Here is a 22,181-nt window from a genome sequence, read left to right on the forward strand (position 1 = left end):
TCCCCCGCCGCCGTCCTCGGACGCGAGACACGGCTGTCCTCGTGCGCGAGACTGAGGGGGCGGATGCCTCCGCGACGACAACCGAGGAGACCATGGCCACCGCATCCGCTCCCCTGCTCGCCCCGCTCTCCCGCGCCTCGTTCGGACAGGCGGTCTCCCGCTTCTTCCGCAAGTACGCGACGTTCCGGGGTCGCGCATCGAAGAGCGAGTTCTGGTGGGTCGCCCTGTTCCTCTTCCTCGTCACGCTCGTGCCGAATGCGCTGGCGACGGCGGGTCTCGCGAGCGGGCTGGCGTACTCCTTCGCACACCAGTCCCCTGTCTCGGTGGGCTCGGGCCACGTCGTCGGGTACGCGCAGCCGCCGCTCCTCGACGACCCCACCGCCGCCGCGCTCCTTCCACCCGCTCTGGCGGTCAGCGGCCTCCTCTTCGTGGCGCTGGTCGTGCCGACGCTCGCCCTGATCTGGCGACGGCTGCACGACGCGGGTCTCGCCGGCCCCTGGTTCTTCACGTCGCTGCTTCCGGCCGTCGGTCCGCTGTTCCTCGCGGTGCTCATGCTGCAACCCACCAAGCGCGAAGCGCGGCGCTTCGACATCCCCACCTGACCGGCCCGCCTGAGCAACCCGCCTGACGCCGCGTGCGGCGCGGCATCACCGACGGTCGCGGGTCACTGCGCCGGGGCCCCGCTCGTCTCCCGTCCGGACGGAAGGTCGTCGTCGTGCGGCGGCGGGGCGAAGGCGGTCAGCCCCGGGAAACGGCGGCCACCGGGCGGCGCGAGCTCGCTCTCGTCGCGTCGGCCGAGCATCACCGCGGACGCGAACCCGTGCACCGACGCCGCGAGCATCAGCACCGCCACGACCACGCCGGTCACCCCTCCGCGTTCGGTCGACGCCGCGACGCCCGCGCCCACCAGCAGGAAGACCACACCCTGCAACGCCGACACGCCCCGCTCACCCTTCATCACCGCGCACCTCCCCGACTCGCGAACCCCGCGCTGAGGCGCCGCACGCCTCCTCTTCTCTGACGACCGGAGGGCGCGGATCCGTCGGCCCGACGGCCAATCTCACCCCCGCGCGCGAGATTCCGCCCTCGAGCACGTCTCCTCTGCGGGGGCGCAGCGATCGACGCGGCGCGGGAGGGGCCGACCATGGACGAGACGAGACGGATGCGTGCACGCGAGGCACTGCTCAGGCCGACATCGGTCGCCTTCACGCGCTTCACGCTCCCAGTCGGGGCCGACGTCGCCGCCGCGACCGTCGAACGTCTCGCCGACGAGGGGGGCGGCACCGACCTGCAGGCCGACGAGGAGCGTCGGCGGCTGCTCTTCCGCATGCCGCAAACCATCTGGCACTGGGAGCGGGAGGTCGGCGTGACGATCGTGCCGATGCGTCGCGGATGCGAGGTGGAGATCTCCCTGGACGTCGTTCCCGGCACCCCGGTCGACACCGCGGACGCCGAGAAGAACGCCGCCGCGCTCGCACAGCTGCAGCGGCAGATCGAACTCGCGGTCGCCTGAGGAACCGAGGGGCGTCAGATTCTCGCCCCCTCCGCGTCAATAGATATGGATGCCGAGTCTCGGTCTCGAGCATCCGCGCCCCGATCCGGGAATATCGGGGCCACATGGTGGGCGGCATGGGGGTGTCGCCCACCTCCGGTGGTCGGCATCGTCGTCTGCAGATGTCGACCACCGTTCCCCGATCGGGCGGCCGGTCATGCCTCCGGCGCGGGCTCTCGGCGTGCCATTATGCTCGGGCGCATGACGACAACCGCCACCGTGCAACAGCAACTGTCCACCCCGGAGGGCTTCGCGCAGGCCGTCAACGCCCGCGGCAAGGCCTTCAGCATCGGCATCACCAGCCTGGTGCTCGGTGTGGCGGGCCTGGTCATCAACCTGCTGCAGATCGGCTCGGCCACCGAGTGGCGCTGGTGGCTCATCTTCCGACTGTTCTTCCAGGCCGACGCGCTCGAGTTCTCGAGCGGTCGCGGCCAGGCGTGGCACTACGTCTACGTCTATGCGCCGATCGTGCTCGTGCCCCTCGGCATCATCCTGCTCATCGTGCACCTGACCACGCGCAAGAAGGCGGGGGCCGCCCTCTACGACGACTTCCGCTCGCGCGGATGGGTGGGCAAGCAGCGCTACACCGGGTTGAAGGTCAAGAACGGCAACGCCGAGGTCGACACCGTGCTCATCTCGCACCCGAGCATGCCCGATGAGACGTTCGACGCGATCGCGCTGCAGTTCCAGACCTCGATCTCGGGGCTCGACAAGAAGGCGGCGAAGGCGTTCGCCGCGGCCGCCGTGAAGGCGGGGGTGCTCACGGGTGCGAGCGGCGCCGCGGTGTCGCAGGGTCTCCCGCCCGAGATCACGGTCGCCCCGGCGCAGGGCAAGAACGAGCACGCCATCGTCATCCCGCCGGTTCCCGGCACGACCGGCAAGTACCGCGTGCTCGCCATCAAGAACTGATTTCTCACCCGCGTCGAGAAATTCCGCGGACGGGCGACAGAAATCGGATGCTCGCTCGTCATCTCTCGTGAGGGGGAGTCGGTTCCCTCATCAGCGCGTCGGTTCCAGGAGGAACTCGTCGCGTGAAGGGGGCGGAGTGTGGTGCGCCGCCCCCTTCTCCCTTGCGAGTGGATTGGTGAGCCATGACGTTGATGTTCGATGAAGTCCGAGTCCGCCCGCGCGGAGGGCGCCGTCCGGGAGATCGCGACCAGGACGACCTGGCCCCCGCCGACCCGCGACCCGGAGTGGCATCGGTCCCCCGGCAGGAGATCTTCGACGGCTCCGAGTTCCGCCGCGTGCGACGGTTCCTCGGCGACGATGCGTTCACCGAGCTCGGCACCGCCATCGCCTCGGGTGCGATCGCCGACGGCGAGCTGCTGCGCGACCGCGAGCTGGCCGAGCAGATGGGCATCTCCCGCACCCCGGTGCGCGAGGCCATTCTGCAGCTGCAGCAGATCGGTCTCGTCGAGGTGCTCCCCTCCCGGCGCACGCGCGTGACGCCGCTGACCCGCCAGAACGCCGAGGACTGCCGCCGATGGGCAGGCTACTGCGGCGGCATCGCCGCGCGGCAGGCCGTGCCGCGCCTGTCGTCGGCCGACGCCGACACCGCGATCGAGCGCATCGACGCGCTGCTCGAAGCCCTCGGCGACCCGGCCGCCGCCGCCACCCGTGCGCTCGATCTGCTGCTGTTCTTCTCCGCCCGTGCAGGCAGCCCCATCCTCTTCGCCGAGATCACCGAACGGCAGTACTCCCTGCTGCGCGCACTGCGGCGACTCACCTACTCGACGACCGAGATCGAGGCGGCCCGCTCGGGCAGTCGCGCCGTCGCCGAAGCACTCGCCGTCCGTGACGGGGCGGCCGCCGAAGCGGCCGTTCGTTCGATCTTCGGCATCCGCTGACCACGCCGCCCGCTTCGGGGCGGAATGCCTCCGGCTTCGCGGCGCAACGCGTCCCCGATTCCGGAGAGTTCGTCACGCCGACCCGCCCACCGAACCCGGTCCACCGACCGCGGTGCGGTGCTCGTTCGAGCGCACTACTGCACGGCGCCGCGTGAGCGCGACCACGGCCACGAGCCCGGCGGCGAGCGCGACGGCCAGCCCGGCGACCATCGGCAACGGGATCAGCTCGGGTGCGGCCGCCACGGCCTGCCGGTCGTCGACGCCCGCGATCGCGTCGGCCGACGCCGATCGCACCACGGGCGCCGGGGCGCCATCGACGTACAGGCTGATCAGCGCTGTGGCCCGCCGCTCGCCATCGGGGATCTCGCCGACGGTTGCGGGCACCTCGATGGTCGTCGATTCGCCCGCCGCGAGCGGGAGCGTCCATACCGCCGCCCCCTGGTCGAGCACGCCCCCGCGATCGAGGGTGCCCAGCGTGATGTACGACGGCGGGGTCAGCACGACCTTCGCCTGCAACGCGGCTCCCCGGTTGGTCACGACCGCCGTATAGACGAGGTCGTCGCCGTCGGCCAGAGCATCCGAATCGCTGACGAGGGCGACCTCGACATCGGGGGTCTCCGTGGCGGTGGCGCCCGACGCACTCGCGCCCAGGGCACCCATCAGCAGCACGACCAGCGTTCCTGCGATCACGCCCAGACCGGCGACCATCCACCCGCCTGCGGTCCACCAGCCGCTCGTTCCCCTCGGTGGGCGGCTCATCCCGCGGCCGCCCACCGCATCCGTCGTCCTCCCGTGCATGATCCTCACTCCTTCGTGCGGTGGCGTCGGCCGAGCAGCAGCACCAGTCCGGCGATCGAGGCGAGCGCCGCGACGCCGAGCAGGGCCGCCAACGGCGCGCCGTCCAGTCCCGTGACGGCGAGCCACGATCGACTCGGCACCTCGACGACGGTGGTCACCGCGCAGACCGGCCGGCAGTCGCCGCCCGCTCCCGGGAGCACGGCGTTCTCGAGTTGACGGTCGCCGGTCACCCGATCGTCGATGGTGACGCTGTAGGTGACGGTCGTCGTCTCGCCGACGTCGAGCGGTCCGGCCCAGACGAGAACCGGGTCGTCGTAGGTCGCACCGTTGGTTGCGTCGGCGTTGTACGCGCCGTCGTCGAGAACGTCCGACAGGTCGTCGGCGAACACCGCGGGGTTCTCGTCGGTGAAGGCCACGGCCCCGTCGTTGACGACTGGGGAGGGTCGAGTGGGAGATTTCCCACATATAGAAGACGGGTGCGGTGCAGGAATCAGTCGGGCGATGCGGAGATTGCCCTCGGCGTCATCTCGAGACCCCGGGTGCGCTACCCGGAGCGGTGCGGGTGGCGGCCGTCAGCCGCCGATCACGCCCACGGAACGCCCGTTCAACGTCGCCCCGCTCTCGGCTCGCCCGTCGACGGTGAACTCGTACGCGACCCCCTGCCCTTCGACATGCGTGACGTCGAACGACCCCCCTCGTGGAGAGTCCAGTGAAGTGGTGCAGACGGCATCACCCGCTTGCACCAGGCATGTCCACCCGTCGGGTGGATCGACGTTCTCGACGTCGGCCGTCAGGTCGATGCGCAGCGTGCCGACGGTCCACGAGCCCTCCTCGACGGAGAGTGCCATGTCGAACTCGGCGGTGCGCGTGTCGACCGCGACCGCCGATACGTCGAGTGTGCCCGGAGGCGCCGCGGCGAAGAACCAGGTCTTCGTGGTGAACGTCACCGTGAGGATCGTCACCAGCACGAGCGCGGTGCCCGCCGCTGTCAGCATCGCCGCGGTGCGGGCCCAGTCGTGCCACGAACGACCGGCCCCGCCATGCGTCGGCGCCCCGACGCCCGCGGCCGCCGCGGGGTCGACCCCCGCCCCGCCCCCGGGGTCCGCTCCTGCACCACCCCCGGCGTCGGCACCGCCGCCGACGGAGGCCGAGGCCTGATCGGCGGGACCGGCCAGGGCGATCCCCGCGGCGACCGGCAGCATGCCGAGCGTCGCGAGCCCCGCGAACCGCTTCCACGAACGGCGGCAATAGGGGCATCCGCGATAGTGATCGGTCGCACGACTGCTGCGGGTCTGCTCGAGGGTGTCGCCGACCGTCTCGGGCAGCAGTTGAGCGGCCTCGACGCACGCCGGGCGTGCGCCGTCTTCGAGCAGGAGTCGCAGCGTCGTGCGGCGGAGATTGCCCTTCGCCCGGCGGGTGAGCGAGTAGATGGCCGACGCCGGTCGCGCCATGTGCTCCTCGAGGTCGCGGGGCTTGCGCCCCTCGAGCACCGTCGCGACCAGCACGCGCTGCTGATCGGTCGGCAGCTCCGCGAGGGCGCGGCGCACGATCGCCAACTCCGATCCGATCTCGAGCTCACGGATGCGGGGGTCGGCGGTCGAGGCCGGTTCGTCGACGTTCTCGAGCGCCGCCACGCGGGAGCGCGGGGAGCGGAAGTCGTCGCGGATGCGGTTGCGCATGATCTGCGCGATGTACGCCGGCACGTTCTCGGTGGGGCCGGTGCCGTCGAGCCACTTAGCGAGGACGACGAGCACGGCGTCGCCGAGCAGGTCGTCTGCGTCGTGCGAGATGCCGGCGATACGGCGTGCCGTCAGGGTGAGCGAGGGGAGCATGCGGGCGAAGTACTCCCCCGCGGCGTCGCGGTCGCCGGCCGCGGCTCGGGCGACGAGCGCCGCCAGGACGTCGGGGGCGAGGTCGTCGGTGGCGAGGCCCTCGGCGCTGAGGTCGTCAGAGGAGCCGTCGATCACCGTGTCGGGCGGAGCGGCGTCGCCGTCGCCGGGCACACGTCGGAGGCTGCGGGCGTCAGCCGCATCCGGAGAGAGTGCATCGGTCATCACGGTCCTCGTCGGGTCGCCGGGTGGCGGGCAGCACGACGGGTCGTGCTGACTCTTGAGCCGACACGATACACCCGTGAGACGACGGGTGGAGCGGGTACGCCGCAGTTCAGGGCGGAACTGTGGATAAGTGAGGACGAATTGCTTCGGCGGGTATGTGGTGACCGGAACACGGTCGCCATCTGCAAGACGGATGACGACCGCGAATCGGTCGGAGACGCCGCCGGGCGGGACGGCGGGCCGAGCCGGTTGCGTGCGGCGCCCGGCGGTGTCAACCCCGTCGAGGGGCGAGGCCTCGCGCCCTAAGGTGCGGAAAATGACCACCGAAGCTCCCGCGGCGGAGAATCCCACCCGCTTGCGCAAGGCCGTGACCGGCCCGCTCCTGTTCGCGTTCATCCTCGGCGACGTGCTCGGCGCCGGCATCTACGCGCTCATGGGCGTGCTGTCCGAAGAGGTCGGCGGGATGCTCTGGGCACCGCTCGTCGTCGCCCTGCTGCTCGCGCTCCTCACCGCCGGCTCGTACGCCGAACTCGTCACGAAGTACCCCCGCGCGGGCGGGGCGGCCGTCTTCGCCGAGCGCGCGTTCCGCAGTCCGCTCGTCTCGTTCCTCGTCGGGTTCTGCATGCTCGCCGCCGGAGTCGTCAGCGCCGCCGGCCTGTCGATCGCGTTCGCCGGCGACTACCTCTCGACGTTCATCGACCTGCCGACGACCCCGGTCGCCATCGCCTTCCTCGCGATCGTGGCACTGCTGAACGCGCGGGGCATCCGAGAGTCGCTCGGCGCCAACCTCGTCATGACCGCGATCGAGCTGAGCGGTCTCGTGATCGTGATCGTGGTCGTCGCCTTCTTCGTGGGCGGCGGAGGCGGCGACTTCTCGCGCGTCGTCGAGACCCCGGAGGGCACGCCGGTCGCCCTCGCCGTGCTCGCCGGCGCCGTCATCGCCTACTACTCGTTCGTCGGCTTCGAGACCTCGGCGAACATGATCGAAGAGGTCAAGGATCCCCGCCGCACCTACCCCCGCGCCCTGTTCGCCTCGCTCCTGACCGCCGGCGTCGTGTACGTGCTGGTCGGCGTCGCGAGCTCCGTGGCGCTCCCGGCGTCGGAGCTGCAGGAATCGTCCGGCCCGCTGCTCGCCGTCGTCGAGGCGACCGGCGCGAGCATCCCGTCGTGGCTCTTCAGCCTCATCGCGCTCATCGCCGTCGCCAACGGCGCGCTGCTGACGATGATCATGGTCAGCCGCCTCACCTACGGCATGGCCGAGCAGAAGCTGCTCCCCGGTGTGCTGTCGCGGGTGCTGCCGAAGCGAAAGACGCCCTGGGTCGCGATCCTCGTGACGACCCTGGTGGCGATGGGTCTCACCCTCGTGGGCGACCTCGCTCTGCTCGCCAGCACCGTCGTGCTGCTGCTGCTCGTCGTCTTCCTGAGCGCCAACGTGTCGGTGCTCGTTCTGCGACGCGACAAGGTCGAGCACGATCACTTCCGCGTGTGGACATTCGTGCCCGTGCTCGGCATCCTTTCGTGCATCCTGCTCTTCACGCAGCAGCCCGCCGAGGTGTGGCTGTTCGGCGCGATCCTGCTCGCGGTCGGCGCCGTGCTGTTCCTGATCACGCGTCTCGCACGTCGCCGTTCGACCGGCTCGTCCGAGACCGCCACGTCCGCGACCACCCCCACGACCACCCCCCGTTCCGACACCGAGGAGGACCCCCATGAGACCCGATGAGACCCGCGACGCCGAGTCGTTCGACGAGGACCCGTCATTCGAAGAGAACCGTCACGACCAGCTCACCTCGGCGCCGGACGCGACCGAGGAGGATGCCGCACCGCGCATCGACGTGAGCGAGCACGACGGCAACACCCGCGTCGACATCCGCGACGACGCCGAGGTGCGTCCGGGGCCCGGACCGGGGATGCCCGACGCCGACGGCGAGTGACCGCGACAGCGTGACAGACGAGGAGGGCCCCTGCCGATCGGCAGGGGCCCTCCTCGTTCATGCGGTGGTCATTCCGCGGGCGGTGCGACGCACGCGAGACCCGAGTCGATGACGGCCTGGTGGTACTGCTCGGCGGTGAAGGGCAGGCCGAACTCGGGGGCGGTCTGCCCCTCGGCCGCGGGGGCCTTCGAGGCGATCGCCGCGAGCTCCCAGGCGAGCGACTGCACGACGCCCGCGCCGGCGGTGGAGTTGTTGAGCACCACGGCGACGGTGAACCCGGACTGCGGGTCGGAGTACGCGGCCGTCGCGTAGCCGGGGGTCCAGCCGTGCTGCCCGATCATCGATCCGACGAGGTAGCCGCCGCCGGTGGCCTGGTACCAGGAGGGCGCCTCGGCCGAGACCGGGAGCGGGGTGCCGAAGCGCGCCGGCTCCTCCTCGGTGCGCAGCGCCTGCGAGGCCTCGGCCTGCACGTACCGGCCGAGGTTCTCGATCGTCGAGACCGCGCCGGAGTCGGTGAAACCCGAGCTCGACGACATGGTGGTGATGTCGACGGGGGCCGCGCAGTTGTAGCCGCCCTCGACGGGGGTGAGGTAGTGGCCGTCGAGCACCGCGCCGCTCGAGGGCGCCGCCGCCTCCGGGCCCGGGAGCGAGGTCGAGGCCAGACCGAGCGGCTGGGTGACGTAGGTCGAGATCAGCTCGGATGCCGAGAGGCCGGAGGCGCGCTCGAGCGCGAGGCCGAGCAGCAGGTAGCCGGCGTCGGACTCGCGGTACGCGCCGACGGGCGTGCGGGCGGCAGCGAGGCCGTAGCCCGCCAGTTCGAGCGGCACCCACTTGCGCTCGGGGGTGTTGAGCCACTCGGCCGACACCCGCGGCTCGGACGACCCGATGCCGGCCGTGCCGTTGCACAGGTCGAGCAGCGTGACGCCCTCGAGGTCGGCGACACCGGAGACGTAGTCGGGAACGGGCGCGTCGAGCTCGACGGTGCCCTCGTCGGCGAGGGCGTAGAGCACGTCGCACGTCATGAGTCGCGTGACGTCGCCGATGCGGAATGCCATGTCGGTGTCGACCGCCGCACCCTCGCCGTTCGGCTTCTGGGTTCCCACACCGGTCACCCACTGACCGCTCCACGGGGCCCAGACGCCCACGACGGCACCGGTCGAGCCTGATACGGCGATCGCGTTGTTCACCGCATCCGTCATCTGGGTGACCATGTCGTCGGGGAGCGCCCCGTCGACCTGGGCGGGCGCCTCGTAGGAGAAGGACTCCTCGGCGGCGCATCCGGTGAGCGCGAGACCGAGCACGACGGCTCCGGCCGTGACGGCGCGCCAGCGGCGCGACGAGAGAAGCTGCATGAAGGGGACCCCCGGGGACTGTGTCTCCCGAGTCTAGAACGCCCCGGCTGAAAGTCCGCACCGACGCCGTCGCCGATGCGCCGTTCTAGGGTGAGGGGGTGCCCCATACCTTCGATGCCACCGTGACCGCCGCCGTTCTCCACCACATGAACGACGACCACACCGACGACAACCTCCTCATCGCCCGCGCGTTCTCGGCGCCTGCCGATGCGGAGGTGACGGATGCCGTCATGACCGGGTTCGACGGCGACGGCGGGACCTGGCGCGTCACGCGCGGCGGGACGGATGCCGACCTCGTGGTGCCGTGGCCGGGCGGACCGATCACCGAGCGCCCCGAGGTGCGTCGCGAGATCGTCGCGCTGTACGACGCCGCGTGCGCGCGACTCGGCGTGGAGCCGCGCCCGCACGCGTGATCGGTCGCGCCGGATGCGCAGATTGCGGGTTCCGTCATAGGTAAGGCTGCCCTTACACTGGGGGCATGCCCGAGATCCTCTCCTTCTCCGCCGCCCTGCGCGAGCGCTCGTCCGGATCGCACTCCCGCAGCGAGCACGCCGGCTTCATGTCCGACCTCCTCAAGGGAGAGGGTTCGCGCGAGGACTACATCGCCCTCGTCGCCCAGCACTACTTCATCTACGAGGCTCTCGAGGGTGCGGGCGACCGCATGCGTCACGACCCGGTCGCGGCCGTCTTCCTCAGCGACAAGCTCACCCGCCTCCCCGCGCTCGAGGCCGACCTCGAGTTCCTCCTGGGCGCCGACTGGCGAGAGCGCATCTCTCCGCTTCCGACCACGCGCCGCTACGTCGAGCGCATCCGCGAGGTCGGCGCGACCTGGGTGGGCGGGTTCGTCGCCCACCACTACACGCGCTACCTCGGCGACCTCTCCGGCGGCATCTTCATCGGCCGCGTCATGGCCCGCCGCTTCGGCTTCGAGACCAACGGCATCGGGTTCTATCTCTTCGACGACATCGCCGACCCCTCGGCCTTCAAGAACGTGTACCGCGAGCAGCTCGACGCCGCCCCGTGGGACGACGCCGAGCGCGAGCGCGTGATCGACGAGGTGCTGCTCGCCTACCGCTTCAACACCGAGCTCTTCGAAGACCTCGACCGGGCGCGCCTCGCGGCCTGACCGGGCGCGCGGCTCAGGCCGTGGGCAGCTCGGGGGTCGTGCGGGCGAGCCACGCCTCGCGCATGAAGCGGCGGACATCCTCGTCGACGCGGATGTCGCTCGGCCGCAACGGCCGCGACAGGTAGAGACCGTCGAGGGTCGTCAGACGGCTCAGCGCGACGTACGTCTGCCCGGGCGCGAACGCACCGGAGCCGAGATCGATGATGGCCTGGTCGTAGGTCTTGCCCTGCGACTTGTGGATCGTGACGGCCCACGCCAGCCGCAGCGGGAACTGCGTGAACTCGGCGACCACGTCGCGACTCAGCTTCTTGGTGTGCGGGTCGTAGGCGTAGCGGAACCGTTCCCAGACGGCCGGCTCGACGTCGACCTCCTCGCCATCGATGTCGACGCGGACCGACCCGCCCAGGATGCGCGTGACCGTGCCGATCGTGCCGTTCACCCACCGCGGCGGCTCGCCCGACATCGAGGTGTCGTTGCGCAGGAACATCACCTGCGCCCCGACCTTGAGGCGCAGCTCGGTCTCGGCCGGCAGCGATGCCTCGCCGCGCCCGAACTCGCCGTTGATCTCGGCGTGGGCGATCTGCTCCTTGCCCGCGAGGGCGGCCAGATGCCGGCTGTTGATGCCGTTCACGATGTCGTTGCGGGTGGCGAGGGTGATCATCGGCACCTCGCCCGGCTCGGGGTCGGGGGGCGTGCGGGCGCCCTGCGCGTTCAGCACTCCGGCGATCTCGGCCGTCACCCGGCCGTACCGCACCGCGTTGAGCATCGCCTTGAACCCGTCGTCGGACTGCCGATGGATGTGCACGAGCTCGCGCACGTGCAGCTCGGCACGGGCATCCACCTCGAACAGCGCACCGTCACCCGGCGCCGCGTCGTCCGCGCCCTCCGGCCCGCCCGTCCACGGCCCCGACCACACCTTCGCGTCGAAGAACCAGAACGACCGGTAGTGGTCCTTCACGTAGCGCGCCTCGTCGCCCCGCGGCGGCACCGGCGCGAGCTGGTACGGGTCGCCGAACATCACGACCTGCACGCCGCCGAACGGTTCGCCCCGGCGCCCGCGGGCCTGACGAAGCGCGCGGTCCATCGCATCCATGAGGTCGGCGTTGACCATCGAGACCTCGTCGATGACGAGCGTCTCGATGGCGTTCAGGATGCGGCGGGTGGCGTCGTTCTGGTCGATGTCGGCGTCGCCGATCAGACCGATCGGCAGCCGGAAGAGCGAGTGGATCGTCTGACCCTCGACGTTCAGCGCGGCGACGCCCGTCGGGGCGCAGATCGCGATCTGCTTCTCGGTGTTCCACGCGAAGTGCTGCAGCAGGGTCGACTTGCCGGTGCCCGCACGGCCGGTGATGAAGACATGCTCGTCGGTGTGCTCGATCAGGTCGAACAGCTCCTGCTGTTCTTCGGACAGAGCGGGAAGGGACACGGGTCTCACAGAGGGAACGAGGGATGCGGGGCGCCCCACCATGCTACGTGTCCGTGGAGCACCGCGACGGGCGCGCTGTCGCTCGGCCCTCCTCCAGGCGTCGCTTCTAGACTTGCCTCATGAACGGGGTGGACACGAGGGTGCCGCGGCGCTCGAGTCTCGCCGCCGATCTGTCGCTGCTCGCACTCGTCGGCGTGCTGCTCCTGGCCGCGCTCGGCGCCGGGGGCGCGATCGTCTACAAGGACTTCTATGGTCCGTCCGCGTTCGTCACGCGCTACCTCGACCTGCTGTCCTCCGGCCGCGCCGCCGACGCGCTGCGCGTTCCGGGCGTGGCCGTCGACCGCGAGATCCTCGCCGACGCCGGCATCACCCCGACCGCATCCGAGGCCCTGCTTCGTCAGGCGGCGCTCGCTCCGCTGACGCGCGTGAAGGTCGAGTCCGAGAAGGAGCACGACGGCGTCACCGAGGTCACCGTCTCGTACGAGGCGGCCGGCCACCCGGGACGCACCACCTTCACCGTGGAACAGGACGGCTGGGAGGGCGTCGCCCCGCGCTGGCGTTTCCAGCGCAGCCCGCTCGCGGTCGTCGACCTCACGCTGCGCGGTGCCGACCGGTTCGCCGTGAACGGCTTCGAGATGCAGCGCGCCCAGGTGTCTGTCGCCGGCACCGCCGCGGCCGACCTCGATCCGCTCCCCCTGCTCGTATTCACCCCGGGGGTCTATTCCGTCACCGTCGACACCCCGATCTCGACGGCCGAGGGCACGGGCGTGCTCGCCGACACCCCGCTCGCCACCACGCCCCTCGAGGTGCAGACCGAACCCACCGAGGAGTTCGTCGACGTCGTGCAGGAGCAGGTCGAGGACTTCCTCACCGCCTGCACGACCCAGGAGGTGCTGCAGCCCACCGCCTGCCCCTTCGGCATGAAGGTGCAGAACCGCATCGCCACCCTGCCGACCTGGTCGATCACGACCCAGCCCACGGTCACCGTGGTGCCCGACGGCGGCGACTGGGCGATCCCCCCGGCCGACGGCGTCGCCCACGTCGAGGTCGAGATCCGCTCCCTGTTCGACGGCTCCATCCAGAAGGTGTCCGAGGACGTGCCGTTCCGCGTCGACGGCAGCATCGTCATCCTCGCCGACGGCACGGCGTCGATCCGGGTGAGCTCCCCCGACCTCGCAGCCGACTGAGCGGTCGCTCGGGAGGCGCGGTGCGTCGCCTGCGGCGCGGCGGGAGGGCGCGGCGAGCGGATGCGGCGAGCGGATGCGGCGAGCGGATGCGGCGCCGGTTCTCAGGACCGCCCGGCGGCCTCGTGGCGCCGATCGCGGTCGGCGAGTGCCGCGAGCTTCGCGTTGTAGTCCTCGAGCTCGGCGTCTCCGGTGCGGTCGGCGTGCCGATCGCGGCGCTTCTGGAGCTTGGTGTCGCTGCGGCTCCACTGGATCGCCACGGTGATCGCGAGGATCAGCGTGGGGATCTCGCCGATCGACCACGCCACACCGCCGCCGATGTACTGATCCGCCATCGGGTCGACGCCCCACGTGCGGCCCATGGAGCCGAACCAGTCGGCGACCATCAGCCCCTCCTGCATCATGATCGCGACGCCGAAGAACGCGTGCATCGCCATGACCGCGATGAGGGTGATGAGGCGCCCGGCATACGGCAGGCGATACGGCACCGGGTCGGCCCCGATCAGGCTCAGCACGAAGAGGTACCCCGAGATGAGGAAGTGGATGACCATCCACTCGTGCCCGAGGTGCTCGAACATCGACCACCGCACGAGGTCGGTGAAGTAGAACGCCCACAGCGACACGATGAAGATCGCGGCAGCGACGAACGGATGCGTCACCACGCGCGAGAACGGCGAGTGCACCGCCCAGAGGATCCACTCCCGCCCGCCCCGCGTGCCGTCGTCGCGCTTGTGGATGGCGCGCAGCGCGAGGGTGACCGGGGCTCCCGAGACGAGCAGCAGCGGGATCGCCATCGACAGCATCATGTGGCCCAGCATGTGCACGCTGAACAGGTACTCCTGGTAGGCGTTGATCGGACCGCACGTCACCCAGATCAGCATCAGCATGCCGAGCGACCAGAAGATCGTGCGGTGGATCGGCCAACGGTCGCCCCGGCGTCGCAGGCGCAGCGCCCCCGCCAGGTAGAGGAACAGACCGAAGAGTGCGGCGACCAGCCACAGGATGTCGATGTCCCAGGCGGTGAACCAGCGATCGAGCGTGAACTCGGGAGGCACGGCCGAGCGCGTCAGCACCTCGGCGGGGGTCTGCGCGAAGGCCGCTTCCTCGCCCGTCGGCGGAGGCGTGCGGGCGAGCGCCGCTGCGGCGCCCGACGCGAGACCCATCAGCGCGAGTTCGCCCAGCACGAGCATCCAGAACCAGCCGGATGCCCGTTCACCCTCGAGCCGCGGAATGAGTCGGGCGCGGTACCACGCGCCGAGCAGTCCCATCGCGGTGAGCAGCACGGCCTTGGCGAGCAGGATCGCCCCGTACGGGGTCCACAGCTGGCTCGGGTCGCCGAGGGCCACGACCGAGCGGGCGATGCCCGAGACGGCGACCACGACAAAGGCGGCGATGGCGAGCGACGAGTAGCGGCGCACCAGCTCGGCGTCGTCGATGCCCGCGCGCCGGCGCAGGATCACGAGCATGAGCAGACCGCCGAGCCAGACCGCGGCGCCGATCGTGTGCAGGAGGATCGAGTTGACCGCCGTCGTGTGACCCGCGAGGTCGCCGGAGTGGCCCTGGGTCGCCAGCGGCAGGAACGATGCCGCAGCGAGGATCGCGGTAATGAGGGTGGGGGTCCAGCTGCGCCAAGCGAAGGCCAGCACAGTGATGATCGAACCGAAGATCGTCGTGATGAGCCAGGACTGACCCAGCGCCGTCTCGAGCAGGTAGCGGCCGAGCTGCGTGCCGAACTCCCGCTCGATGCTGAGTTGAGGGTTGAACGCGGCCATGAAGGTCAGGAATGCCGTGAAGCCGGCGGACACGGTGAACACGGCCGCGCCGATCGATGCGACGTTCAGGGCCGTGTCGAACGGCTTCTCACCGCTCTTGAGCGCGAACAGCGCCATCACGAGCGAGCCCAGCATGGCGGCCGCCGCGATGTTCATGACGAGCTTCGCGATCGGGGTGGCCCACATCACGAATGGACCCGGATCCTGCAGCAGCAGGGGCTGGGCGCCACCGCCCACGACGAGCGCCACGACGACGCCGACGATGGCCGCGCCCCCGAGGATCGCGAGGCCCGCCAGCCGGTACGCCGGTGACGGGGCGCCGGGGCCCGGTCGGGTGCTCGCGCGCGGTCCAGTGGTGGCGCGCGGTCGGGTCGCCGCGCCCGGTCGGTCGGTCACGGCGCGGGAGGTCACCCCTCCAGCCTAAGCCGCGCCCCACCCTCTCCGGCCCGCCCTCCCTCCCCCCTGCCCTCCTTCCCCCGCCCCCTCCCTCCTCCCCCTTCTGTTCCCGTCGCACTTTCTGTCGCCTGGCGCGCGGCCGAGCGACAGAAAGTGCGACGGGAGCACAGAAGGGGGCAGTAGACCCCATCGGCGCGCGGGATGCGGATGCCTCAGGCATGCAGAAGGCCGCCGTCCCGAGAGGGGCGGCGGCCTTCGAGGCGAAGCGTCTTACTTGACGGCTGCCTTCAGCTTGGAGCCGGCGGTCACCTTGACGCGCTTGCCGGCCGGGATCTTGATCTCGGCGCCAGTCTGCGGGTTGCGGCCGGTGCGAGCGGCGGTGTCGACCTGCTCGAACGAGATCCAGCCCGGGATCGAGACCTTGCTGCCCTTGGCAACAGCGTCGGAGACCGACGAGAAGAGCGCGTCGAGGACACCCGAGACGGTGGCCTGGCTCTGGCCCGTGGCGCTTGCGATGCTCGCGACGAGCTCGGTCTTCGTGATGGACTTGTCAGCCATGTCATCCTCCAGCGACGAGGATTCCGTCGCATCGTTGTGTGGATCGGGGCGGGTGCCCCTGGTCGAGTGACCGCCTCGAATGTACCAACGACCACCCTCATTTCCGCGTCATTTCGCGGGTTTTGGCCATTTATAGGGCGTGTCGGGCCACTTTTTTCACTCCAGTCACAGGTTCGGACCCTCCGACCGCCCGAAATGAGGGCGGCGCACCTACCCCGGAGACGCGGAAAGGGGCGAGGATCCGAAGATCCTCGCCCCTCTCAGACGTGCTGTCTTACCAGCTCGACTTGGTGACGCCGGGCAGCTCGCCACGGTGCGCCATGTCACGGAAGCGGACACGCGAGATGCCGAACTTCGTGAGCACGCCACGGGGGCGGCCGTCGATGACGTCGCGCGAACGCACGCGAGCCGGCGACGCGTTGCGCGGCAGCTTCTGCAGGCCGACGCGGGCGGCCTCGCGGGCCTCGTCGGTCGCGTTCGGGTCGACCAGGGTCTTCTTCAGCTCGGCGCGACGCTCGGCGTAACGCTCGACGACGACCTTGCGCTGCTCGTTGCGAGCGATCTTGCTCTTCTTCGCCATGATTAACGCTCCTCGCGGAATTCGACGTGCTTGCGAACCACCGGGTCGTACTTCTTGAGCACGAGACGGTCGGGGGTGTTACGACGGTTCTTCTTGGTCACGTAGGTGTACCCCGTGCCTGCCGTCGAACGCAGCTTGATGATCGGACGGACGTCCTGAGCCTTCTTGGCCATTAGAGCTTCACACCCTTCGCCTGGAGGTCCTTGACGACGTTCTCGATGCCGCGGACGTCGATCACCTTGATGCCCTTGGCGGACACGTTGAGCGTGATCTTACGACCCAGCGACGGGACGAAATAGGTCTTCTTCTGCACGTTCGGGTCGAAGCGGCGCTTCGTCCGGCGGTGCGAGTGCGAGACGTTGTGACCGAAGCCGGGAACAGCTCCGGTCACCTGGCACACTGCTGCCATGATGGTGACTCCTTCATTACCGTGAGGCCGGACGGCCCCACCCAAGATCCCTTGTCTGCACGCCACCTGACCCCGCAGGGCCGGACGGCACGCGAACTGCGCACAGGAGTGTGCACAGACAATCGCCTAGTCTAGCACGGCCTCGCGCGCGCCTCGGCCCCATCGGAACGGCGACACCGTCGGGTCGCCCGGCACCCAGAAGCGCCAGGGGAAGGCATCCGTCCCCGCTACTCCCGCGACGCCGACGCGCGGGCCCGTCGCGACGTCGTCGAGCGGCGCCGCCAGCCACAGCTCGGCACGCACACCGTGACGCACGGCTCCCGACACCGCGTCGATGCCGTCGTGCAGCGGATGCCTCAGCCCCACCGCCTGCCCGAGACGACCGGGTCCGCGGGCCAGGTCCCGCACGACCCGGGGCGTAAGCGCCGAGTCGACTCCGCGACGGCGGGCGACGGCATCCACCCCTCCGACCACCTCGCCGGCGCGCAGCAGCACTCCCCCGGCGACGCCCTCGGGTCCGCAGACCACGTTGACGCACGAGTGGATGCCGTGACTGAGGTACACGTACAGGTGTCCGGGTTCGCCCCACATCGTCGCGTTGCGGGCCGTGCGCCCCATGCGCGCGTGCGAGCCCGGGTCGGCGAACGGCCCCGTGCCCTGCCCGTGGTACGCCTCGACCTCGGTGATGCGCAGCCGCACCTCGGACGACGGGTCGTCGGCCGGTACCGTGCGCAGTTCGCCGCCCAGCAGGCGCGGAGCGACCTCGACCGGCAGTCCGGCGAGCTCGTCGCGCGTCGCGCGGTGCAGGGCGGCGCTCATGTCAGAAGCGCGGCGCCGTCTGGCACCACGAGGGGTCGAAACCGGTCAACGCCACCATCTCGTCGCCCGAGCGCAGGTCGTACAGATGCGTCTCCATCCTGGTGGGCAGCGGCAGCAGCATCTCGTCGTACGGGTTCTCGGTCATGTCCGGCGCAATGACGACGGCGGCGTACTGTCCGCTCGGCGACGCGCACGCCTGCAGGATCGAGTCGGTCTCGGGCACCTCGACGAGCGGCGTGGCGACGCCCTCGTCATCGACCCGGATGATGGCCTGCCCCGTGGGGATGCCGATCTCGTCGCGGGCCACGATGTGCCGCAGCGTGCCACCGGGGTACGGCGTGATCGTCGTAGCGACGCCGTAGTCGGGGGTGGATGCGGCGAGCGGCTGCTCCGACCCGTCGGCGAGGTTGAGCTCGACCACGGAGCCGTCGAGGCGTTCCACGATCGCGGTGTACGTGCCGCGGCTGATGCCCTGGATGTTTGCCGCGAGACCGAGCGACTGCACCCCGGCGTCGGTGGAGCGGTCGACGAGCGAGAGCGCGCCGTCGAAGTCGATGAACAGCAGCGCGGCGCTGTCGGGCACGAACTGCCACGAGAACACACTGACCTCGGCGTCGCCCACCTCGATCACCTGCGGGTCGGAGTCCTTGTCGTTGAGCGACTGCGTCACCAGCACGCTCGCGCGGCCCTCGGTGTCGCTGAGCTCACGGTCGGAGTAGCTGTAGCCGACGAGTCCGCCGCGCTCCGACACCTGGACCGAGGTGACGAACCCCTCGCCCGGCAGGGGCAGCTCGCGCTGGTTCGAGCCGTCTCGATCCATGACGAGCAGGTGCGAGCCGTCGTCCTCCTCGGTCGTCACGACGAGTTGCGACGAGGTCGCGCGGAAGTCGTTGATCTTGTCGGCCGCGAACACCGGCACCGCCTTCTCGCCCGTGAGGTCGGTCGCGAAGATCTTGTCGGCCTTGTCGCTGCGGTTGAGCAGGAAGATGGTGGACGCCGGGGTGGTGAAGCTCGTCGTCAAGGTGCTCGACGGACCGCCGCCCGCGCCGACGGCATCGGCGACGCTGACCGTGTAGGTGGTCTCGTCGTCGAGCGGCACGGTGAAGCGGATGCCGATGCCCCGCCCGGCGGCGTCGACGGTGAACGGCACGGCCGGCTCGACGGTCACCTGCGCGGGGTCGACGGCGGCGAGCGCCTGGTTGGCGGTGAGGATCACCCGACTGCCCGACGAGTCGATCGCGTGCGAGGGGTCGACCTGCACCGACGAGATGCGCGGACCCTGTGTGAGGCTCACGACGCCGAACCCCGCGCCGACCAGCACCAGGATGCCGAGCACCGCCGCGAGCGCGAGGGCGAACCGGCGTGAGGGAGAGGCGGGGGCGGCGGGTGCGGAGGTGGCGGATGCGCGGGTGGCGGATGCGGTCGCGTCGGTGGGGGCGGGAGAGCTCGCGGATGCGGCAGCCGCCGGGGCGCCGCCGGAGGAGATGCGCTTCGGCGCCCGCGGTGCCTTCGCCGGCCGCGGGGGCTTCGGCTCACGCGGAGGCTTGGGCGCGCGGGCGGGACGAGCGGCTCGCTCCTTCTCGGGGCGGTCGGGGCGCTCGGCGCGCTGTCGCTTCGAGCGCGGCCGCTCGTCTGCCGGGTCGGGACCCTCGAGCGCCTCGAACGACGAGCGGCGCGCGGGCCGGGCGGAGGAGTGGTCCGCGGGGGCGGCACGGTCGGCGGGCGGCGTCGGGAGGACGGGCTCGGATGCGCCCGCACGATCCGCGGGCCGCGTCGGCCGGACGGGCTCGGATGCGACCGGGGAATCGCTCGCCCGATCCACGGGCGGCGTCGGGAGGACGGGCTCGGATGCGCCCGCCTGATTCACGGGCCGCGACGGGAGGACGGACTCCGACGAGCGCGAGGACTCAGCCGCAGACGCGGGCTCGGGCGACGGCGCCGCATCCACCTCGCGGGCCGCCTCCGCCTCCCGCGCCGCTTCCGCCTCGCGGGCCGCACGGAGTTCTGCGCGGGTCCGCGCGGGGACGGCGGGCTGCTCTGCGCGCTCGTCGTCAGTACTCATACGGGTCTCCCGGCTCGTCGATCTCGACGACGTCGGTCGGCTCGATGGTGAGCGTGCCGTCGGCATCCGCCCGCACGGTGCCGGTGACCTCGATCCACTGCCCGGTGTCGTACGCGCTCGCGTCGACGTCGACGGGCAGGGTGGCGGGCTGGGCGTCGATCACGCAGTGCGTGATGACCATGCGCGTGAGGTTGACCTCGCCGTCTTTCACGGCATCCGGTGTGACGAAGCCCTGCAGGGTGACCGTCGCGCCGTCGTACGCGGCGGTGTTCGTGGCCGTCGCGAAGACGCTGGCCCAATCCCCGACACCGAAGGTCGATGTGTCGGCGACCCCGAGCGTGATGTCGTCGCTGCCGGCGAAGAGCGTGGTCTGCTCGCCGACCCGCGACATCGCGAGCTCGACCGAGAGCGATGCCGGCGGCAGCACCAGCGCGGCGACGACGACGCCCGACGCGAGCACTCCCCCGGTGATGGCCCCGGCCGCGGCGAGCGAGCGCCGCGGGGAGTGCGGAGCATCCGCCTCGTGGGCCGTGCCGTGGTCGTGACCGTGGTCGTCTTCCTCGCCGAGCGGAAGGGTGCACGACCAGATCGCTCCGACGAGCGTGACGACGGCGGCGGCGCACGCGAACCACACCGACTCGGGGCTGATGTAGAGCGTGAGCCGTCCGGTCAGACCGAGCCCGAGAGTCACGATGGACACGAAGGTGGCGAGGCCGATGCCGAGCCACCGGGTGGCGATGGCCCGACGACGGGCGCGCGCGGCGTCGCGGTGGTCGGATGCCGCGCCCTCGGCGGCCTCGACGTGCGCGGTGGATGCGTGATCAGACAAGGACGTTCACCCCGATCCCGATGGCGAAGGCGGCGGCGATGACCACGCCCACCACGCCGAGCAGGGTGCGCGTGGTGAAGGTGGTGCGCATGAGTGCGAGCATCTTCACGTCGACCAGGGGGCCGACGAGCAGGAAGGCGACGATCGCGCCCGACGAGAACGTCGAGGCGAACGACAGGGCGAAGAACGCGTCGACGTTCGAGCAGATCGCCACGACCATCGCGAGCACCATCATGGCGACGATCGACAGCACCGGGTTCGCGCCGATCGCCAGCAGCAGGTCGCGCGGGATGAGCACCTGCACTGCCCCGGCGAGGGCCGAACCGATGACGAGCGCCGGCATGACGGCCCGCAGCTCGACGAGGAACTGCGTGAGGCTGCGCTTCACCGGGGTGCCGTGCTCGTGGGTGACCCGGTCGCAGGTCTCGACGAACCGCTGCGTGAGCATGGCGTCGGGCGAGGGGTGGCGGCTGTAGATCCAGCCGATGAGGTTCGCGATCAGGTACCCGCCGACGAGGCGCGCGACGAGGATGCCGCCGTCCCACCCGAACGCGGCGTGGGTCGTGAGGATCACGATGGGGTTCACGATCGGTGCGGCGATGAGGAAGGTCATGGCCTCGGCCGGCGCGAGACCGCGCATCATGAGTCCGCGGGCGAAGGGCACGTTGCCGCACTCGCACACCGGGATGAGCATCCCGAGCAACGACAGCACCGCGCGGCGCGCCCAGGCGCGCTTCGGCAGCCACCGGTGGATGACGTCGGAGGGCAGCCACACCTGCACGACGATCGACAGCAGCACGCCGAGGATCACGAACGGCAGCGCCTCGATGAGCACGCTGAGCGCGAGGGTCAGACCGTCCTGCGCGCGCGTCGGCAGCGACGCCGGAAAGAGCGCCGGCAGGAGGGCGTCGACGAGGAAGAGCGCGACGACGATCGCCGCGCCGATGCCGACACCGATCCATGTCGAGCGGGGGGACCGCGTCGGACGATGCGTGTGCCGGGGAGGCGTGAGGAGAGTCACGCCGCGGCGGCCCTCTCGGCGTCGCGCTTGTTGGTGCACGGCGCGCACAACCCGAAGATGTCGACGACGTGCGCGGCATCGGTGAAGCCGTGCAGGGCGGCGGTGCGGTGCGCCCACTGCTCGACGTCTGTCGCCTCGATCTCGACCGTGAGTCCGCAATTGCGGCAGATCAGGTGGTGATGGTGTCCCTGCGTGCTGCAGGCGCGGTAGAGCGCCTCACCCTCGGGGCTCTGCAGCGAGTCGGCGTCGCCCGAGGCGGCGAGCCCGGCGAGCGCGCGGTAGACGGTCGCGAGACCGATGCCCGTGTTGTCGTCGCGCAGCGTGGCGTGCAGGTTCTGCGCGCTCACGAAACCGCGGGCGTCGGCGAGCGCTTCGCGCACGCGTTCGCGCTGCCAGGTGTTCCGCTGAGCCATACCGACGATCTTAGGCGGCGGGGATCAGCGAGGGCTGGGAGTGCGGCGGACA

Annotated in this window: 25 protein-coding genes; 9 read left to right on the plus strand and 16 right to left on the minus strand. The window is 70.9% G+C overall.

Features of this window, described 5'->3' with window-relative positions; translation table 11 throughout:
* The first annotated feature begins 41 nt into the window (after window positions 1-41).
* Window positions 42-602 carry a DUF805 domain-containing protein gene (locus RWS82_RS11970; protein ID WP_314650434.1) on the plus strand — a complete coding sequence of 187 codons (561 nt, stop codon included), beginning with the start codon at window positions 42-44 and terminating at the stop codon, window positions 600-602.
* A 62-nt stretch (window positions 603-664) separates the two neighbouring features.
* Here RWS82_RS11970 and RWS82_RS11975 read toward each other — a convergent pair whose 3' ends face one another.
* On the minus strand, window positions 665-958 hold the full coding sequence (locus tag RWS82_RS11975; protein WP_314650436.1) for a hypothetical protein: 294 nt from the start codon (window positions 956-958) through the stop codon (window positions 665-667).
* Window positions 959-1,144: 186 nt separating this feature from the next.
* On the opposite strand from RWS82_RS11975, the gene RWS82_RS11980 reads away from it, so the two are divergent.
* The 3 genes from RWS82_RS11980 (at window position 1,145) to RWS82_RS11990 (ending at window position 3,399) form a co-directional block, all read left to right on the plus strand.
* Complete coding sequence (locus RWS82_RS11980) at window positions 1,145-1,513, plus strand: hypothetical protein (RefSeq protein ID WP_314650438.1); 369 nt, start codon at window positions 1,145-1,147, stop codon at window positions 1,511-1,513.
* Between the two features lie 240 nt (window positions 1,514-1,753).
* Window positions 1,754-2,461, plus strand: coding sequence for a hypothetical protein (locus tag RWS82_RS11985; RefSeq protein WP_314650439.1), 708 nt, complete (start codon window positions 1,754-1,756; stop codon window positions 2,459-2,461).
* Window positions 2,462-2,745: 284 nt separating this feature from the next.
* The gene (locus RWS82_RS11990) at window positions 2,746-3,399 is read left to right on the plus strand and encodes a GntR family transcriptional regulator (protein WP_314650440.1); all 654 of its coding nucleotides are present in this window, start codon (window positions 2,746-2,748) and stop codon (window positions 3,397-3,399) included.
* Window positions 3,400-3,471: 72 nt separating this feature from the next.
* Here RWS82_RS11990 and RWS82_RS11995 read toward each other — a convergent pair whose 3' ends face one another.
* From RWS82_RS11995 to RWS82_RS12005, 3 genes are all read right to left on the minus strand, one after another.
* Entirely contained in the window at window positions 3,472-4,197 is a 726-nt protein-coding gene (locus RWS82_RS11995) for a hypothetical protein (RefSeq protein ID WP_314650442.1), read from the minus strand.
* A 5-nt stretch (window positions 4,198-4,202) separates the two neighbouring features.
* Window positions 4,203-4,613: a hypothetical protein gene (locus RWS82_RS12000; RefSeq protein ID WP_314650444.1), complete on the minus strand. Its 411-nt coding sequence runs from the start codon at window positions 4,611-4,613 to the stop codon at window positions 4,203-4,205.
* A gap of 156 nt (window positions 4,614-4,769) precedes the next feature.
* Window positions 4,770-6,251: a sigma-70 family RNA polymerase sigma factor gene (locus RWS82_RS12005; protein ID WP_314650445.1), complete on the minus strand. Its 1,482-nt coding sequence runs from the start codon at window positions 6,249-6,251 to the stop codon at window positions 4,770-4,772.
* Between the two features lie 316 nt (window positions 6,252-6,567).
* On the opposite strand from RWS82_RS12005, the gene RWS82_RS12010 reads away from it, so the two are divergent.
* Both RWS82_RS12010 and RWS82_RS12015 read left to right on the plus strand, forming a co-directional pair.
* Window positions 6,568-7,971: an APC family permease gene (locus RWS82_RS12010; RefSeq protein WP_314650446.1), complete on the plus strand. Its 1,404-nt coding sequence runs from the start codon at window positions 6,568-6,570 to the stop codon at window positions 7,969-7,971.
* Window positions 7,958-8,182: a multidrug transporter gene (locus RWS82_RS12015; RefSeq protein ID WP_314650448.1), complete on the plus strand. Its 225-nt coding sequence runs from the start codon at window positions 7,958-7,960 to the stop codon at window positions 8,180-8,182. The genes RWS82_RS12010 and RWS82_RS12015 overlap by 14 nt, the downstream gene beginning before the upstream one ends.
* Before the next feature lie 68 nt (window positions 8,183-8,250).
* Here the strand turns inward: RWS82_RS12015 and RWS82_RS12020 are convergent, their stop codons facing one another.
* The gene (locus tag RWS82_RS12020; RefSeq protein WP_314650450.1) at window positions 8,251-9,534 is read right to left on the minus strand and encodes a serine hydrolase domain-containing protein; all 1,284 of its coding nucleotides are present in this window, start codon (window positions 9,532-9,534) and stop codon (window positions 8,251-8,253) included.
* A gap of 98 nt (window positions 9,535-9,632) precedes the next feature.
* On the opposite strand from RWS82_RS12020, the gene RWS82_RS12025 reads away from it, so the two are divergent.
* Window positions 9,633-9,947 carry a DUF2470 domain-containing protein gene (locus RWS82_RS12025; RefSeq protein WP_314650452.1) on the plus strand — a complete coding sequence of 105 codons (315 nt, stop codon included), beginning with the start codon at window positions 9,633-9,635 and terminating at the stop codon, window positions 9,945-9,947.
* A 65-nt stretch (window positions 9,948-10,012) separates the two neighbouring features.
* The gene (locus RWS82_RS12030; RefSeq protein WP_314650455.1) at window positions 10,013-10,660 is read left to right on the plus strand and encodes a biliverdin-producing heme oxygenase; all 648 of its coding nucleotides are present in this window, start codon (window positions 10,013-10,015) and stop codon (window positions 10,658-10,660) included.
* A gap of 13 nt (window positions 10,661-10,673) precedes the next feature.
* Here RWS82_RS12030 and RWS82_RS12035 read toward each other — a convergent pair whose 3' ends face one another.
* The gene (locus RWS82_RS12035) at window positions 10,674-12,086 is read right to left on the minus strand and encodes an AAA family ATPase (protein WP_314650457.1); all 1,413 of its coding nucleotides are present in this window, start codon (window positions 12,084-12,086) and stop codon (window positions 10,674-10,676) included.
* 119 nt (window positions 12,087-12,205) lie between these two features.
* On the opposite strand from RWS82_RS12035, the gene RWS82_RS12040 reads away from it, so the two are divergent.
* Complete coding sequence (locus tag RWS82_RS12040) at window positions 12,206-13,273, plus strand: hypothetical protein (protein WP_314650459.1); 1,068 nt, start codon at window positions 12,206-12,208, stop codon at window positions 13,271-13,273.
* A gap of 101 nt (window positions 13,274-13,374) precedes the next feature.
* Here RWS82_RS12040 and RWS82_RS12045 read toward each other — a convergent pair whose 3' ends face one another.
* The 10 genes from RWS82_RS12045 to RWS82_RS12090 all read right to left on the minus strand — a co-directional run bounded on the left by RWS82_RS12045 (window position 13,375) and on the right by RWS82_RS12090 (window position 22,129).
* Window positions 13,375-15,339 (minus strand): cytochrome c oxidase assembly protein, encoded by a 1,965-nt coding sequence (locus tag RWS82_RS12045; RefSeq protein WP_314650643.1) that lies wholly within the window; start codon window positions 15,337-15,339, stop codon window positions 13,375-13,377.
* Window positions 15,340-15,708: 369 nt separating this feature from the next.
* Window positions 15,709-15,996 (minus strand): HU family DNA-binding protein, encoded by a 288-nt coding sequence (locus RWS82_RS12050; protein ID WP_120230127.1) that lies wholly within the window; start codon window positions 15,994-15,996, stop codon window positions 15,709-15,711.
* 274 nt (window positions 15,997-16,270) lie between these two features.
* Complete coding sequence (gene rpsN / locus RWS82_RS12055) at window positions 16,271-16,576, minus strand: 30S ribosomal protein S14 (RefSeq protein ID WP_314096482.1); 306 nt, start codon at window positions 16,574-16,576, stop codon at window positions 16,271-16,273.
* 2 nt (window positions 16,577-16,578) lie between these two features.
* Window positions 16,579-16,749: a 50S ribosomal protein L33 gene (rpmG, locus tag RWS82_RS12060; protein ID WP_046014935.1), complete on the minus strand. Its 171-nt coding sequence runs from the start codon at window positions 16,747-16,749 to the stop codon at window positions 16,579-16,581.
* Window positions 16,749-16,985 carry a 50S ribosomal protein L28 gene (gene rpmB / locus RWS82_RS12065; protein WP_017203559.1) on the minus strand — a complete coding sequence of 79 codons (237 nt, stop codon included), beginning with the start codon at window positions 16,983-16,985 and terminating at the stop codon, window positions 16,749-16,751. Before rpmB ends, rpmG begins: the two co-directional genes overlap by 1 nt.
* Before the next feature lie 126 nt (window positions 16,986-17,111).
* A complete protein-coding gene (locus RWS82_RS12070) occupies window positions 17,112-17,804 on the minus strand; it encodes a DNA-3-methyladenine glycosylase (RefSeq protein WP_314650461.1) in 693 nt (230 codons plus the stop codon).
* A gap of 1 nt (window position 17,805) precedes the next feature.
* The gene (locus tag RWS82_RS12075) at window positions 17,806-19,866 is read right to left on the minus strand and encodes a hypothetical protein (protein WP_314650463.1); all 2,061 of its coding nucleotides are present in this window, start codon (window positions 19,864-19,866) and stop codon (window positions 17,806-17,808) included.
* Window positions 19,856-20,695, minus strand: coding sequence for a TIGR03943 family putative permease subunit (locus RWS82_RS12080; protein WP_314650465.1), 840 nt, complete (start codon window positions 20,693-20,695; stop codon window positions 19,856-19,858). Before RWS82_RS12080 ends, RWS82_RS12075 begins: the two co-directional genes overlap by 11 nt.
* Window positions 20,688-21,716 (minus strand): permease, encoded by a 1,029-nt coding sequence (locus RWS82_RS12085; RefSeq protein ID WP_314650466.1) that lies wholly within the window; start codon window positions 21,714-21,716, stop codon window positions 20,688-20,690. The genes RWS82_RS12080 and RWS82_RS12085 overlap by 8 nt, the downstream gene beginning before the upstream one ends.
* Complete coding sequence (locus RWS82_RS12090) at window positions 21,713-22,129, minus strand: transcriptional repressor (protein ID WP_314650468.1); 417 nt, start codon at window positions 22,127-22,129, stop codon at window positions 21,713-21,715. Before RWS82_RS12090 ends, RWS82_RS12085 begins: the two co-directional genes overlap by 4 nt.
* Window positions 22,130-22,181: the final 52 nt, after the last annotated feature.

It is taken from the genome of uncultured Microbacterium sp., assembly GCF_963528945.1.
Classification (GTDB): Bacteria; Actinomycetota; Actinomycetes; order Actinomycetales; family Microbacteriaceae; genus Microbacterium.